This window comes from Rahnella sp. BIGb0603, assembly GCF_024808755.1.
GTDB classification, from domain to species: domain Bacteria; phylum Pseudomonadota; class Gammaproteobacteria; order Enterobacterales; family Enterobacteriaceae; genus Rahnella; species Rahnella contaminans.
In genome coordinates this window covers 134,689-149,304 of the sequence record NZ_JANUEX010000009.1, presented here as the reverse complement: position 1 = coordinate 149,304, position 14,616 = coordinate 134,689, and the positions used below count along the sequence as shown (strand labels likewise).

The 14,616-nt window shown below is 53.3% G+C and carries 15 protein-coding genes; 10 read left to right on the top strand and 5 right to left on the bottom strand.

The window, feature by feature from the left end:
- Positions 1 to 2: 2 nt before the first annotated feature.
- Both M2403_RS21165 and M2403_RS21160 read left to right on the top strand, forming a co-directional pair.
- On the top strand, positions 3 to 1,199 hold the full coding sequence (locus M2403_RS21165; RefSeq protein WP_217152477.1) for a serine hydrolase: 1,197 nt from the start codon (positions 3 to 5) through the stop codon (positions 1,197 to 1,199).
- A 220-nt stretch (positions 1,200 to 1,419) separates the two neighbouring features.
- On the top strand, positions 1,420 to 2,427 hold the full coding sequence (locus tag M2403_RS21160) for an FKBP-type peptidyl-prolyl cis-trans isomerase N-terminal domain-containing protein (protein WP_152327581.1): 1,008 nt from the start codon (positions 1,420 to 1,422) through the stop codon (positions 2,425 to 2,427).
- An 80-nt stretch (positions 2,428 to 2,507) separates the two neighbouring features.
- Here M2403_RS21160 and M2403_RS21155 read toward each other — a convergent pair whose 3' ends face one another.
- Positions 2,508 to 4,211 (bottom strand): lysophospholipid acyltransferase family protein, encoded by a 1,704-nt coding sequence (locus M2403_RS21155; protein ID WP_152327580.1) that lies wholly within the window; start codon positions 4,209 to 4,211, stop codon positions 2,508 to 2,510.
- Between the two features lie 170 nt (positions 4,212 to 4,381).
- On the opposite strand from M2403_RS21155, the gene M2403_RS21150 reads away from it, so the two are divergent.
- Positions 4,382 to 5,038: a helix-turn-helix domain-containing protein gene (locus M2403_RS21150; protein ID WP_152327579.1), complete on the top strand. Its 657-nt coding sequence runs from the start codon at positions 4,382 to 4,384 to the stop codon at positions 5,036 to 5,038.
- 44 nt (positions 5,039 to 5,082) lie between these two features.
- Here the strand turns inward: M2403_RS21150 and M2403_RS21145 are convergent, their stop codons facing one another.
- Together M2403_RS21145 and M2403_RS24970 are read right to left on the bottom strand one after the other, a co-directional pair.
- Positions 5,083 to 5,448 carry an inverse autotransporter beta domain-containing protein gene (locus M2403_RS21145; RefSeq protein ID WP_259230876.1) on the bottom strand — a complete coding sequence of 122 codons (366 nt, stop codon included), beginning with the start codon at positions 5,446 to 5,448 and terminating at the stop codon, positions 5,083 to 5,085.
- On the bottom strand, positions 5,388 to 5,567 hold the full coding sequence (locus tag M2403_RS24970) for an inverse autotransporter beta domain-containing protein (RefSeq protein WP_193333200.1): 180 nt from the start codon (positions 5,565 to 5,567) through the stop codon (positions 5,388 to 5,390). The genes M2403_RS21145 and M2403_RS24970 overlap by 61 nt, the downstream gene beginning before the upstream one ends.
- Before the next feature lie 168 nt (positions 5,568 to 5,735).
- On the opposite strand from M2403_RS24970, the gene M2403_RS21140 reads away from it, so the two are divergent.
- Complete coding sequence (locus M2403_RS21140; RefSeq protein WP_152327577.1) at positions 5,736 to 6,941, top strand: MFS transporter; 1,206 nt, start codon at positions 5,736 to 5,738, stop codon at positions 6,939 to 6,941.
- Here M2403_RS21140 and M2403_RS21135 read toward each other — a convergent pair.
- Complete coding sequence (locus M2403_RS21135; RefSeq protein WP_152327576.1) at positions 6,938 to 7,435, bottom strand: GNAT family N-acetyltransferase; 498 nt, start codon at positions 7,433 to 7,435, stop codon at positions 6,938 to 6,940. The genes M2403_RS21140 and M2403_RS21135 overlap by 4 nt on opposite strands.
- A 529-nt stretch (positions 7,436 to 7,964) precedes the next feature.
- On the opposite strand from M2403_RS21135, the gene M2403_RS21130 reads away from it, so the two are divergent.
- From M2403_RS21130 to gntR, 6 genes are all read left to right on the top strand, one after another.
- Complete coding sequence (locus tag M2403_RS21130) at positions 7,965 to 8,660, top strand: pirin family protein (protein WP_259230829.1); 696 nt, start codon at positions 7,965 to 7,967, stop codon at positions 8,658 to 8,660.
- A 254-nt stretch (positions 8,661 to 8,914) separates the two neighbouring features.
- The gene (locus tag M2403_RS21125) at positions 8,915 to 9,238 is read left to right on the top strand and encodes a PTS sugar transporter subunit IIB (protein ID WP_152327573.1); all 324 of its coding nucleotides are present in this window, start codon (positions 8,915 to 8,917) and stop codon (positions 9,236 to 9,238) included.
- Positions 9,235 to 10,563, top strand: coding sequence for a PTS sugar transporter subunit IIC (locus tag M2403_RS21120; RefSeq protein ID WP_259230827.1), 1,329 nt, complete (start codon positions 9,235 to 9,237; stop codon positions 10,561 to 10,563). The genes M2403_RS21125 and M2403_RS21120 overlap by 4 nt, the downstream gene beginning before the upstream one ends.
- Before the next feature lie 30 nt (positions 10,564 to 10,593).
- Complete coding sequence (locus M2403_RS21115) at positions 10,594 to 11,976, top strand: glycoside hydrolase family 1 protein (protein WP_259230826.1); 1,383 nt, start codon at positions 10,594 to 10,596, stop codon at positions 11,974 to 11,976.
- Positions 11,977 to 11,989: 13 nt separating this feature from the next.
- Complete coding sequence (locus M2403_RS21110; RefSeq protein WP_165060933.1) at positions 11,990 to 12,907, top strand: LacI family DNA-binding transcriptional regulator; 918 nt, start codon at positions 11,990 to 11,992, stop codon at positions 12,905 to 12,907.
- Between the two features lie 94 nt (positions 12,908 to 13,001).
- On the top strand, positions 13,002 to 13,997 hold the full coding sequence (gene gntR, locus M2403_RS21105) for a gluconate operon transcriptional repressor GntR (RefSeq protein ID WP_152327569.1): 996 nt from the start codon (positions 13,002 to 13,004) through the stop codon (positions 13,995 to 13,997).
- Positions 13,998 to 14,036: 39 nt separating this feature from the next.
- Here gntR and M2403_RS21100 read toward each other — a convergent pair whose 3' ends face one another.
- A complete protein-coding gene (locus M2403_RS21100; protein WP_152327568.1) occupies positions 14,037 to 14,552 on the bottom strand; it encodes a gluconokinase in 516 nt (171 codons plus the stop codon).
- Positions 14,553 to 14,616: the final 64 nt, after the last annotated feature.

The following is a 14,616-nucleotide window of genomic DNA, read 5'->3' as shown; positions in this document are numbered from 1 at the left end:
ACATGACAGGGGGATTTCACCGTTTCTTCATTTTGTCCCCCCTGTTTCTGACATCCTGCGGGACGTTATCTGACATGCAGGTGAAAGAGCATCCCGACGCCGTGCGGGCGCTGGCCTGTTCGGGCGATCTCGATGAGATGGTTAATGGCGTTGTCCGCCAGTATCAGAAAAAAGAGAAAGCGGCGGGCCTTGCGATAGGCATTATCAGAAACAACGGCGAGGCCAGAACCTGGGGCTACGGCTACACCAATTCCACCCACAGCTACAGAATCGACGGGGAAACCCTGTTCGCGCTGGGTTCTGTGAGTAAAGGCGTGACCGGCGAAGTGGTGGCCGGGCTGGTCAATAAAGGCCAGTTGCGCTGGGACGATAAACTTTCCGATTTGCTGCCGAAAAATATCCCGCTGAGCGAGGATGCGAAAAACATCACGCTGTTGCAGCTGGCGACACACACGTCCGGTCTGCCGCGACAAAACATGAATAAAGACATGCTGGAGAGTTTTCTCCGCTATCTCTACACCGGCGACAATTTCTATCACGAGCTGGACAGCGATTCCGTCGTCAACGATCTGTCAGGGTTTACAAAGCCGGAGAAGCGCGAGCCGCAGTATTCCAATTTAGGCTACGCGCTGTTGGGGTATATTCTCAAACTGAAAACCGGCGAAGACATCCAGCAACTGTCTTATGATTTTATTTTCCGCTCGCTGAAGATGGATAACACCAGTTTTTATGCGACGCGCCTGAAAGACTATCCTTACCGCGCCATCGGGCATGCGGGCGATCAGCCGAAATTTATCCCGCGCGGCGAAGTGGTGCCTGACTGGCATTTCTCCAATAACATGGTGGCCGCCGCCAGCCTGTACAGCAATGTGGACGACCTGCTTAAGTACCTGCGTGCTCACATAGATGGCTCAAAAAATGGTGATCTCAACATGGCGATCAGCGACACGGAAAAAGTATATTTCCAGCGAGCTATCGAGGCGGCCAATATCGCGTGGGTGACGGATCACATCAGCCATCAGACGATTACGTATCAGGTCGGCTATATCGGCGGCTATTCCAGTTATATTGGTTTTGATAAAAAACATCAGAATGCCGTGGTGGTATTACAAAACACCTTTAACTGGAGCAATTATATTGGTCATGATCTTTTGCTGAGAATGGCGATGGCCGATGATTATCGCGGGAAGTGCCATTGATATTGTTTTCGTGAATGTGCGCGTGCTGAATAATCTGACTGATTTATGTAAATAAAAATTTTTACACATTAGAATTCAGAAGGGGGGATTGTTTCATAACAGTTTTATAGTTTCTTTCCGACAGTCTTGCGCCGAATCAGATATTTCTTTTCCGAAAATAATATAACCTGCCTGAAAATTATCACGCCCTGCGGGGACTCTCTTTTAGCAAAGGACTGTTATGTTCTCCCTGACTCGTAAAAAAAACGCCTGCCTTGCAGGCTTACTGATGTTGTCCGGCGCAGCCGTTGCCGCTGATCCCGCGCCGGTTGTCACTACGGAACCTGCCGTAACGTCGGCACCTGAAAAACCGGCTGCTGTTGCTGCCGCCGAAGCTGCTCCGGCAGCGCCTGAGAAACCGGCACCTTTTGTTGCCACTGAACCTGCTCCGGTAGCATCTGAAAAACCGGCACCTGTTATTGCCACTGAACCTGTTCCGGTTGCATCTGAAAAATCCGCCCCCGCTGTTACCGAAATTCCGGCTCCGCTGACCGTTTTACCGACATCGGCAGCCACCGTTCCTGCGGCGAAAGAAGAACCGAAAGCGCCGGTAAAACCTGTGTTCAGCCTCGACAGCGAAGAGCAGAAACGGGCTTACGCCAGCGGTGTCGCGATGGCGCGTTATATCGAAGAACAGATTGAGCAGCAGAAAGCGCTGCACATCACCATGAGCAAAGACATCATGCTGGCCGGGATCGCAGACACCTTTAATAATCAGGTGAAAATGAGCGATCAGGACATTCACACGACGCTAACGGCGTTTGATGAACAGGTCAAAGTCCTGACGAAAGCAGAAATGGATAAAAAGAGTGCCGCGGATAAAGCCTTCCTCGCTGATTTCGCCAAACAAGATGGCGTGAAAAAGACCAAACAAGGTTTGCTGTACTTGGTTAAAAACAAAGGCGAGGGCAACGTACTCAAAGATACCGATACGGTTGAAGTTGGCTATCAGGGCAAACTGGTGGATGGCACCATTGTAGACGGCCCGCAGGTTGAGAATGCCAATCAAGTCTTCCGCGTGGCGAATATGCCGCCGGTTCTGCGCGACAGCGTAAAACTGATTCGCAAAGGCGGTGAGATTCAGGTGGTCATTCCGCCTGTTGCCGTTGAAAACGCCAGTGACGCAAATCGGCCGGACGTAGTGGTGATTTACACTATTACCGTGGTGGATGTGAATAAAGCACAGTAATCCGGATGAATAAGAAAGGGCGCCCTTGTTTATACAGAGGGTGCCCTTTTTTGTGTCAGAATTTTTGTCAGAACAAGGTATTAGCCCTGGTGCACCGCAATATAGCGTTCAAACTTAGACGGTTTCAGCTGACTGAGATCCACCAGAACCAGCCCGTCGATGCAGTGGTTGAATTCCGGGTCGCTGCCGAAATCAATAAACTGCACGCCGCCGGTTTCGCAAAGTTCTGAATACTGCTTATACAGCGCCGGAATACTGCAACCGAGGTTTGCCAGCAGACGTTTCAGACGCTGCAAATCTTCCTGATAGTCATCACCGCAAAACTGTGCGAGCACGTCGGGCAAAGATGCCGGATAAGGGCGGCGTGACGTCGCCAGCGGCAGGGCGGGCGCGAAATACAGGCGATAAAAGGTGACCAGTAAATCGCGTGCGGCCAGCGGTAAGCCGCCGGAAATCGACACCGGGCCAAACAGGTAACGCGTTTGCGGATATTTCGCCAGATACGCGCCGATGCCGAGCCACAAATAATCCAGCCCGCGTTTGCCCCAGTACGCTGGCTGAATAAAGCTGCGTCCGAGTTCAATGCCCTGTGCGAGAATCGGGTCCATCTGATGGCCGTACTGGAACAGGCTCTGGCTGTAAATGCCGTTCAGGCCTTTGCTGGCGACCTGTTCGGCGGTCGGGATAAACCGGTAAGCGCCGACGATTTCCAGCGCCTGCGGATCCCACAACACCAGGTGATAATAATCGTCATCGTAACTGTCGAGATCGCGACGACGGCCGCTGCCTTCGCCTACGGCGCGGAACGCAATTTCGCGCAACCGCCCCAATTCGCGCAGTATCGGCACGTAATCTTCGCCGTGGCGGCGATAGAGATAAATCATTTTGCCGTCGGGTGTTTTGCCCAGCACTTCACTGGCTTCCAGCGCATGTTTCAGCACGGCGCGGTCTTCTGCGCGGGCAATCGACGTTTCGGTATGAAACAGCTCAGGCTTTCCGCTGCCAAGGCGATACACGTGTTTTCGGAAACGCGCGGCCAGATCGCCCGCCGTCATTTGTCCGTCGTGCCAGCTGGAATAAGGAATGCGCGCGCCGATTTTCAGCGTCAGGCTGTTACCGCGTTGCCCGAACATTTCATGAACCAGCAATAACGTGCTGAGCGGGCGGTAAATCATTGAGCTGAGATAAAACAGCGCGCTGTTGCTGCCGCCGATATGCACCGGAACTACCGGCGCACGGGCTTTGGCAGCAAGGCGGATAAAACCGGTATGCCATTTGCCGTCGCGCACGCCTTTCGAACTCATGCGTGACACTTCACCGGCCGGAAACACAATCAGCACGCCCTGATTCACCAGATGCTCCTGCATCAGCGTGACCTGATTACGTCGGGTGCGATTGCCCATATTATCAACCGGGATCATCAGGCTGCCGAGCGACGTCACCAGCGACAGTATCTGGTTCGCGACCACTTTGACGTCAGGGCGTACAGACGCCACTGCGTGCAATAATGCCAGCCCGTCTAGCGTTCCGATCGGATGGTTGGCGACGATAACTACCGGCCCGTAGCTTGGGATTTGTTCCCGGTCGCGTTCCGTCAGTTCACAGCGAATATTAAAATGCTCCAGCACCTGTTCGGCCATATCAATGCCTTTCAGATGCTGATGTTGTTCGGCAAAGCGGTGGAATTCTTTTTCGCGGAACAGGGCTTTTAGGAGACGGCGTTGCCAGGAAGGGGTCTTGTGCTGCGGGTCGAGATCCTGAAACAGGGTATCCATGCTGAACATAGGATGTCCTCCGGTTGAAGTCATCTGACCATAGTCAGCCGGTGTGACAGTGATGTGTCAGTAAAATGACAGAATAACGAACCTTTCCGGCGCTGAATTATTTCCGTATAGTGCCCGCGCCGGACTATAGTGTGTAGGTAAAATCAACAACTCAGGGGAGGGAATTCGAAATGGACAAAAAACCTGTTCCTGATTTATTGCTCCCTATGTCAAAACCGACTAAAGCCATTAATAAACTCATTGCGGCTTTCCGCACGGCGTCCGCCCCTCTTGAGATAAAGGGAAAAGAGTCTGTTATTGAACTGAACCCGGTAAAGGAACAGGCAAAAGTAGTCTTAGTATTAGACGGCGCGCTGAATATTTACCGTACTGCCGATAACTTACGTTTTGTCAGAGCCGCTGCGCCAAATCTATTTGGCATGCAGGGTTCACCGTTCCGCTATAACCTTTATCAGTTCAGAAGTGAAAAAGGGGCGGTACTCGAAACGTTACCTTTTTCCCGCGCGATGGAACTTGTCAGTGAACATCAGTTGTTCAAAGAAGTCCTGCATTTCCAGACGTACCTCAGTGACTTTCAGGCCTACCGGACCAATTTGCTGATCAGCAAATCAACGTATCAGATCGTCTGCGCCTTCCTGTTTGAACTGGAATTGATGCCGCCTGAGCAACGGTTACGCACCAGCGTTTTTAATTATATTCATGAGCACACTCACCTGGCCCGTAGCGGGGTGATGAAAATTTTGTCCGATTTACGGCAGGGTGAATATATTAATATTGAGAACGGCAAGCTTATTGCGATCCTCAAAAAATTCCCTCGGGAATATTAAAACATGCAACGGTGTTGTTTAATTTACCAGACAGGCGACGCCTTCTAAATTATCCTTAGATAATTAATCGGTGTCTGGCTGGTTATTGTTACCGGCATTGATGTTCGATGACGGTGATAGTGCCGGTATTCCAGCACGATATCGTTGTTTCGGTCGACAAAATCCATCCGGCTGCCCGCCAGCGTGCACATATCGGCAACCGCAGAGGCATCCCGCTGTTTCGAAAGCGGCGTACCGATGGGGTAATCAAAACTGATATTCGCCGTGACTTCATTCTGGTCAGAATTACCTTGTTTATATCCCGCACCGATCGTCACCAAAGGCACCGGCGTGTAATCCACGCCCAGCGTCACAGAGGTCGGGTCTTCCTCAAAACTGTCGGTGCCAAAAAGCGCAACCTGATTGCGGATAACAAGGTAAATAGATCGGGAGCCGGACGTTCTTCGTCATTATCGAAGTCCGCTGACGCTTTCCACGCAGACAAAGGAATAGAATAGTTTCCGCTAAGTTTTAAGAAATTCGTGCACACTTCAGAACCTAAATGGCCGGGTTCTCCATTCTCCAGAAAGGTAGCGGTTCCGGGGCTCTTAAATCGGTGTTTCAATTTGTTGCTAAAACAACCTATTGCTAATAAAGTCCAAGACTCATTTACGGCTTTGCAACATGCCAGAACCTTCTTCGTGAGACGTCGATTTCCATGCCTGCTCCCGCTTTGCCCGAAAGTTCGTCTTCAAAAACCACATTACGGATCCTCTCCATTCTGGTTTTCAACTTTGCTAACTACCTGACGATCGGCCTGCCGCTGGCGATTCTGCCTGGGTATGTCCACGATCATCTCGGTTACAGCGCGTTCTGGGCGGGGCTGGTGATCAGCTTGCAATACTTCGCGACGCTGCTGAGCCGTCCGCACGCCGGGCGTTACGCCGATAAAGTTGGGCCAAAGCGCGTGGTGATGCTCGGGCTCAGCGGCTGCCTGCTTAGCGGCGTGTTCTATTTGCTGGCGTTATGGATGGACGCGTCACCGGCGGCCAGCCTGACGCTGTTGTGCGTCGGGCGTTTACTGCTGGGCGCGGGACAAAGTTTTGCCGGAACCGGTTCGACGCTCTGGGGCATCGGCGTGGTCGGTTCGCTGCATATCGGCAAGGTGATTTCGTGGAGCGGGGTGGTGACGTATGGCGCGATGGCAATTGGCGCGCCGCTCGGTGTGGGGATTTTCAGCCTAGGCGGCCTGACGCTGTTGTCGGTGTGCATTATTCTGGTAGCGCTGACGGCGTTACTGGTGGCGTGGCGTAAACCGCCGGTCGCGGGGAAACCCGTCACGCAAATTCCGTTCAGCCAGGTGCTGGGGAAAATTTTGCCCTACGGCATGATGCTCGCGCTGGCTTCCACCGGCTTTGGGGTGATCGCCACGTTTATCACCCTGTTTTACGATGCTAAAAACTGGTCCGGCGCAGCGTTCTCGCTGACATTTTTCAGTGCAGCGTTTGTCGGCATGCGGTTGCTGTTCCCGAATTGTATCAACCGCTTTGGCGGCTTACGCGTTGCACTGGCGTGCTTCGTTGTTGAAATCGTGGGGCTGATCCTGGTCTTTTTCGCACCGACGGCGCTGGTCGCCATGGGGGGCGCATTCCTGACGGGCGCAGGCTTCTCGCTGGTCTTTCCGGCGCTCGGCGTGGTGGCGGTTAAGAAATTGCCGCAGGACAATCAGGGCAGCGCGCTGGCGACCTATTCTGCGTTTCTGGATTTGTCACTGGGAATTACCGGCCCGCTGGCGGGAATGCTGATGGCGCAGGCCGGAATTGATTCGATTTACCTCGGTTCTGCGTTGCTGGTGTTTATTGCGATGGCGCTGGTTCTGCGGCGTTTACCGCGCGAAACCAGCGCCTCCGTCAGGACAGATTAAACGCCGCGGATGCGCCCCATATGCAGCGTATCCACCAGCTCGCCGTCGCGCAGGGCGTAGTACGGGCTGCGGCCTTCAATGCTAAAACCATACTTCTTGTACAGCCCGATGGCTGCCTCGTTATCGGCATACACCGTCAGTTCGACGCGTTTCACCTGCAACCATTTGTCGCAGAGTTCCAGCGCCGCTTCAAGCAACTTGCTGCCCACACCACGCCCCTGAAAGCCGGTATCCACGCCAATCCCGAAGGTCGCCACATGACGTCGCCGCCACGGTTGCTCGACCATCAGCGTGAGATTGCCGACGAGTTTGCCGTCAATGCAGGCCACCAGCGCGAATCTTCCCGGCGCAGAGTTTGCCAGTCGGTCTTCCCATAGCGAGGCGGGCGGATAAGGGAGCTGGAGAGTGTCGCTGTAAACAGGAACCTGAGCGTATAGGTGCTGAAGCGCCTCTGCATCTGCGGCTTCAGCGTGACGGATGACTATTTCGCTCATGGCGACACTCCTCTTTTTATGGTTACTGTTTGAATATCCTCTACATTTATCAGGAATAGGAAAACTGTCAATCGAATGTTTGGTGAAAAAAAATGCTTTACAAGTGCGAATGATAATGATTATTATTGCCATGCGTTCCGGGGATGGCCTCACACCAAGGTCAAACGGGTCCCCATGAATGCACGACATTGCTCACATTGCTTCCAGTATTACTTAGCCAGCCGGGTGCTGGCTTTTTTTTTCCTTCCTATTTCGCGCTGTGGATGCGTTGGCTGCGTGCGCTCACCCGAATCACATACTTATGTATGCTCATCGGGATTCACTTTCTTGCCGCCTTCCCACAACATGAACTATTTCGGAAAAAAACACATCTTTTTCTCTTTTCCAAATCCTCCTCATGCCTTCCACAAATCCTTTGGATTTAATCATCTGCATTTGTTCATATTTTTTGAACAGAGGGGTGAAGTTTTTACGCTTTCTTATTCTCAGCCGTTGACTAGACTAGAGAAAACATTGAGGAGAGTTGAACATGATCTACTTACGCAAAGCACAAGAACGCGGTCACGCAAGTCACGGCTGGCTGGAAAGCTGGCATACCTTCTCTTTCGCCGATTACTACGATGCGAACTTTATGGGCTTCTCCGCGCTGCGGGTGATCAATGAAGATTTCATCGATGCGGGGCAGGGTTTTGGTAAGCATCCGCACAAAGACATGGAAATTCTGACTTACGTGCTCGAAGGCACTGTGGAACATCAGGACAGCATGGGCAATCAAGAGCAGATTCAGGCCGGTGAATTCCAGATTATGAGCGCCGGGACCGGTGTGACGCATTCCGAGTACAACGGCAACAGTGACCGTAAACTGCACCTGTATCAGATCTGGATTATTCCCAATCAAAAAGGGCTGGAACCGCGTTATGAACAACGCATGTTTGACGCGCCGCAGGGCCGCCAGCTGGTGCTCTCTCCGGACGCCCGTGACGGTTCGCTGAAAGTCTTCCAGGATATGGAATTGTCCCGCTGGGCGCTGAAAAAAGACGAACAGTCTGTTTATCAGATTCAGGCAGAACGCCGCGTGTGGATCCAGGTGGTGAAAGGCACGGTGTCCATCAATGGCCAGAAAGCCGGGCCGAGCGATGCGCTGGCGATCTGGGATGAAACGGCGCTGTCCGTTCACGCCGAGGAAAACAGTGAAATTCTGCTTTTCGACCTGCCACCGGTCTGATGATTTCTGGCACTCCGCTAAAGGCGACTCCGGTCGCCTTTTTTGTTTTTGTCCCTTAGTCCTTTTCCCCGCGTTTGCATTGCTGAATCTTTCAGCTTCGTGACGGCATTCACACCCGCAACAAATCGACCGGCAATTTTTTGACCCCCTTCGCACATTGGTTTCTGTTCTATGGAAACCGGTTTCCAAAGTGATTCAAATACCCTCAGCAAGAGAAACGGGCAGAACATAAATCATCTGGGAGTGAAGCAAAAATGAAAAGAATCATGCTTTGTTGTTCGGCGGGGATGTCGACCAGTTTATTAGTTCGCAAAATGAAAGAGGTTGCTGCGCAGCGCGGTGAAGACGTGCAGATTGATGCGTTCGGGGCCAGCGAGTTTGACGAGAAATTCCGTGATTATCAGGTGGTACTGCTCGGGCCGCAGGTGCGTTATATGCAGGCTGATTTATCCAAAAGGGCCGCAGAATTCAATATTCCGGTCGAAGTCATCAACATGATGGATTACGGCATGCAGCGCGGCGACAACGTACTCGACTTCGCCTTCGGCCTGATCGCACAGGAAGGAAGCCGCGTATGAGTGGCCTTTATCAGGCGATGGTTAACGTCATCGAAAAGCACATCACGCCGCTGGCGGGCAGCGTCGGTCAGCAGCGGCATGTGATCGCCATTCGTGACGGATTTATCGCGGCGTTGCCTTTTATGATTATCGGCTCGTTTATGCTGGTCTTCATTTTTCCGCCATTTTCACCGGGCACCACCTGGGGTTTCGCGCGTGGCTGGCTGGATTTGTCGCTGAAATACCGCGAACAGCTGATGCTGCCGTGGTATCTGAGCATGGGGGTGATGACTTTTTTCATCTCTGTCGGTATCGGCGCGAGTCTCGGTAAACACTACAAACTCGACCCTATCATGACCGGACTGCTGGCGTTTATGGCCTTTCTGCTGGTCGCTGCGCCCTACCATGACAAGCAAATCTCAACGCAGTATTTCTCCGGTGAAGGCATTTTCACTGCGATCCTGACGGCGATTTACGCCGCCGAAGTCTATGCGCTGCTCAAACGTCGCAACATTACGATCCGCCTGCCAAAAGAAGTCCCGACCGGCGTGGCGCGCTCGTTTGAAATCCTGATCCCGGTCGTCGTGATTGTCGCCACGCTGCATCCGCTGAACCTGTTTATTCAGTCCGCCACGGGCATGATTATTCCTGAAGCGATTATGCATCTGCTCGCACCGCTGGTTTCTGCGTCTGATTCCCTGCCGGCGATTCTGATTTCGGTATTTATCTGTCAGGTGCTGTGGTTCGCCGGTATTCACGGCGCGCTGATTGTCACCGGCATTATGAACCCGTTCTGGATGACCAATCTTGCGCTGAACCAGACCGCGTTACAGGCCGGTGAGCCGCTGCCGCACATTTATCTGCAAGGTTTCTGGGATCACTATCTGCTGATTGGCGGCGTCGGCTCGACCCTGCCGCTGGCGATATTGCTGTTGTGCAGCAAGGCCGTGCATCTTCGCACCATTGGTAAAATGGGCGTGGTGCCGAGCTTCTTCAACATCAACGAACCCATCCTGTTTGGCACGCCGATTATCATGAATCCGGTGTTTTTCCTGCCGTTCACCTTAGTGCCGATGCTCAACGCCGTTTTCGCGTATACCGCCACAAAACTCGGCTGGGTCGCGCAAGTGGTGTCGCTCACACCCTGGACAACGCCTGCGCCAATTGGTGCGTCATGGGCCGCAAACTGGGCATTCAGTCCGGTAATTATGTGCCTGTTCTGTATGGTGTTATCAGCAGTGATGTATTACCCGTTCCTGAAAGCGTACGAACGCACATTACTCAAACAGGAAGCGGAAAAGGCCGGTGCCCAAACGGCGGGTAACGCCGTACCGGTCAACAGCTAAAACGCAAAGCAACGGACAGCGAGGATAACGATGAAATACGCATTTCCAAAAGAGTTCTGGTGGGGCAGTGCCAGTTCTGCGCCGCAGACGGAAGGTGAAACCCTGAGGCACGGTAAAAGTGCGACGGTATGGGATCACTGGTATTCGCAGCAACCGACGCGTTTCCATAACGACGTCGGCCCGCAGGACACATCGACGTTTTATAAAAACTGGCGCGAAGATATCGCGCTGCTGAAACAGCTGAACCACAACACTTTCCGCACATCGATTTCCTGGGCGCGTTTGATCCCCAACGGACGCGGTGAAGTGAATCAGGAAGCGGTCACATTTTATAATCAGGTTATCGACGAAATGCTGGCGCAGGGCGTCCAGCCTTTTATCAATCTGTTCCACTTCGATATGCCGATGGCGATGCAGGAAATCGGCGGCTGGGAAAACCGGGACGTCGTGCAGGCTTACGCCAAATACGCCGATACGTGTTTTGAGCTGTTTGGCGATCGCGTGAAGCACTGGTTCACGTTCAACGAACCGGTCGTGCCGGTGGAAGGCGGCTATTTGTATGATTTCCACTATCCGAACGTGGTGGATTTCAAACGCGCAGCTACTGTGGCGTTTCACACCATGCTGGCGCACTCGCTGGCGGTGAAAGCCTATCGCGCCCGTAATGCAGGTGGCGAAATCGGCATCATTCTTAACCTGACGCCGTCTTATCCGCGCTCGCAAAATCCGGCAGATCTGAAAGCGGCGAATATTGCGGATCTGATGTTTAACCGCAGTTTCCTTGACCCGGCGCTGCGCGGTGAATATCCGCAGGAACTGGTCGATTTGCTAAAAAAACACGATCAGCTGCCGGTCTGTCAGCCGGGTGATACAGCGCTGCTGCAACAGGGCGTGGTGGATTTGCTCGGCATCAACTATTACCAGCCGCGCCGCATTCAGTGCCGCGACAGCATGGTCAATCCAGAAAGTCCGTTTATGCCGGAATGGTTCTTTGATAACTACGTCATGCCGGGGCGCAAAATGAACCCGCACCGTGGCTGGGAAATCTACGAGCAGGGGATCTACGATATCCTCACTAATCTGCGTGAAAACTACGGCAATCCGCGCTGTTTCATTTCTGAAAACGGCATGGGCGTTGAGCATGAACTGCGCTTCGAAAAAGACGGACGGATTGAGGACGATTACCGCATCGAGTTTGTCAGCGGACATCTGAAATGGCTGCACCGGGCATTGCAGGAAGGCAGCGGCTGTCTCGGCTATCATATGTGGACATTTATTGACTGCTGGTCATGGATGAATGCCTATAAAAACCGGTATGGTTTCGTCCAGCTGGATCTGGAAACGCAGAAACGGACGGTGAAGAAAAGCGGCGAATGGTTCGCGGCGGTATCTGAAAATAACGGTTTCGATTAACACAAGGAAAGACATGGCAAACATTAACGACGTTTCGCGGCTGGCGAAGGTGTCGAAAGCGACGGTGTCCCGTGTCCTGAGTGGCAGCCGCGGTGTCAAAGAAGAAAGCCGCCTGGCCGTAATGCAGGCGGTGGAAACGCTGCAATACAAACCGAGCGTGATTGCGCAGTCGCTGTCCACGCAGTCCACCGGCTGTATCGGGGTGATTTGCGCGGCAGAAAACATCAACCAGTCCACCGGTTATCTGCACGCGCTGGAAAAAGAATTACGGCTAAACCAGAAATATTTGCTGCTGAGATTCGCCACGGATGCGGCGGGTCTGGCGCATTCAGTTAACGAAATCGGCAGAGGATTATGCGATGCGATGATCGTTATCGGCGCGCGCTTTGAACTGCCGCCATTGCCGGAAAACGTGATTACTATTGATTGTCTGGATGAAGATTCCGACCGCAGCATTCACTTTGACCGCAGCTTTGCCGCCGAAACAGCCTGCCAGTATGTTTTGCAGCAAGGACGCAGGCAGATTGCGCTGATTAATGCAGAAAACGGCGAAACCGCCGGGCAAATCTTGCAGGGTTATCATCAGGCGCTGGAAAAATTCCTGCTGCCGTACGACCGGCGGCTGGTCCACAGTGGCGAACAGGCGCTTACGCAGTTGCTGGCGCAAAACGTTCCGTTCAACGCATTGCTGGTGCCGGACGATGCCAGCGCACAGGACGCCCTGCGCCAGCTCGCGCAACACGGGCGCGCTGTGCCCGCCAGCGTGATGGTCTTCAGCCTCGACAGCACGTTGCCGCCGGGGATTTCCGCCGTTCCGGCCATCACGTATCCGCTGGAAACGCTGGCACAAACCGCCATGGCGTTGCTCGCCGGGCAATTTTCAGCGAACGCGGGCGCACCGGTTCGCGGGCAGCTTTCTATCCCTTTCTGACCCACATCTCATGTCGCGCAGCAACGGATATCCGCCTGCGCGATTGTTTGCTACCATTACGCTCTGATCCCCTTAATCCAGTTCATTGAAAAACGTGAAGAAAAAAAGGCCCGTACTCCAGGATGTTGCCGACAAAGTGGGCATCACCAAAATGACGGTCAGCCGTTATTTGCGCAATCCCGAACAAGTTTCCAGCGCCTTGCAGGAAAAGATTTCGGCTGCGCTCGATGAACTGGGTTACATCCCAAACCGCGCCCCGGATATTCTCTCGAACGCCAAAAGTCGCGCCATTGGCGTGTTATTGCCGTCACTGACCAACCAGGTGTTCGCCGAAGTGCTGCGTGGCATCGAGAGTGTCACGGATATTCACGGCTACCAGACCATGCTGGCGCACTACGGCTACAGCCAGGAGCGCGAAGAACAGCGTCTCACGTCACTGCTTTCTTACAATATTGACGGCCTGATTTTGTCCGAACGCCATCACACCGCGCGTACGCTGAAAATGATCGAAGTGGCCGGTATTCCGGTAGTTGAGATGATGGACTGCGTCTCGCCGTGCGTGGATCTGGCGGTCGGTTTTAACAACTTCGAAGCCGCGCGGCAGATGACGCAGCAGATCATCGCGCACGGGCATCGGCATGTGGTGTATTTCGGCGCGCGTCAGGATGAGCGTACGATCATCAAGCAGCAGGGTTACGAGCAGGCGATGCGTGAATCCGGGCTGGAGCCTTACAGCGTGATGACCAGCCGTTCATCCAGCTACAGCGGCGGTGCGGAATTACTGCGTCAGGCGCAAAAAGACTGGCCGCAAATCGACAGTATTTTCTGCACCAACGATGACCTCGCGGCGGGCGCATTCTTTGAATGTTTACGTCAGGGGCTGAGTATTCCGTCACAAATGGCGATTGCCGGTTTCCATGGTCACAACATGGGGCAGGCGATGGAGCCACCGCTCGCCAGCGTACTCACGCCGCGCGAAAGAATGGGGCAGATTTCAGCCGAACGCCTGCTGGCAAGATTGCGCGGCGAAGAAGTCTTTCCGAGGATGGTGGATGTAGGGTTCACCATCTCGGCAGGCGGAAGTATTTGATTTAAAATTCCTCCCCCTTCGCAGGGGGAGGAGAAAGTCTTACTTCTGTAATGTTTTCAAGGCCGCTACGCAGCGATCGACCACACCTTCAAACTTATGATCGATATTTACGCGCAAGACATCCGGCTCATCTTCGCCCGGTTCTTCGAGCGCATCGAACTGGCTTCTCAGTAAATCCGTCGGCATAAAATGCCCGGCGCGCGCTTTCAGGCGCTCGGCAATCACGTCAAAACTGCCTTTCATGTAGATGAAGACCATGCCTTCGTTGTCTTTGCGCAGCGCGTCGCGGTAGCGGCGTTTCAGCGCGGAACAGACAATAATGCCGGTTTCATTTTTATGGCGCAGGCTGTAAGCCGCATCATTCAGACGTAATAACCATGGCGCACGATCGTCGTCATTGAGCGGCGTACCGCTGGCCATCTTTTGAATATTCGCGCGGGGATGAAGATCATCACCGTCGATGAATTTTGCGTTAATTTCACGGGCCAGTGCCGCGCCGACGGTGGATTTACCGCTGCCTGACACGCCCATCAGAATGATGCTTTGTCCTGCCATAAGTATGATCTCTATCCCAAAATGAACATTTCGACTGCGTAGTGAGTCCTAATATTAGCATGTT